The sequence below is a fragment of the Pseudomonas sp. GQ91 genome, from assembly GCF_059758795.1.
Genome location: NZ_JCAXED010000061.1, coordinates 1 through 455, shown reverse-complemented (window position 1 = coordinate 455; position 455 = coordinate 1). Strand labels below are relative to the sequence as shown.

The 455-nt window shown below is 66.6% G+C and carries 1 protein-coding gene; it reads right to left on the bottom strand.

The window, feature by feature from the left end; genetic code table 11:
- On the bottom strand, window positions 1–455 hold a 455-nt coding region (locus AC6CIA_RS26410; protein WP_498316098.1), incomplete at both ends, for an RHS repeat domain-containing protein.

The following is a 455-nucleotide window of genomic DNA, read 5'->3' as shown; positions in this document are numbered from 1 at the left end:
GGATGCGGCCGGTGGCGTCGTAGTGCAGCAGTTGGCGCTGTTGCGCGGCGGGTTGTTGGTCGAGTTTGCCAATCAGGTTGTCGGCGGGGTCGTACTCGAAGTGTTTTTGCAGCGCCGCCGGCATCAGCGCGGGTTGGCTGCTGTGGCGGCGTTGGCGGGCGCGCAGGCGGCCGGCGCGGTCGTATTCGCTGCGGATGCTGATCTGGCCCTGGGTGCGCAGCACTTCGCGGTGCAGGCGGTCGCGTTCGAAGTCGCTGATGACCTGGGCGTCGAGGTTGATCTGGTGCAGGTGGCCGCTGCCGTAGTACAGGCGATTGAGCCAGCGGCCGTCGGGCAGTTGGCTCTGGATCAGGTTGCCGAGTTCGTCGTAGTGATGTTGCAGGCTGCCGGCGGCGCTGTGTTCGGTGAGCAGTTGGCCGAGCGGGTCGTAGGCAAAACCCAGGGTTTGCGCGGTG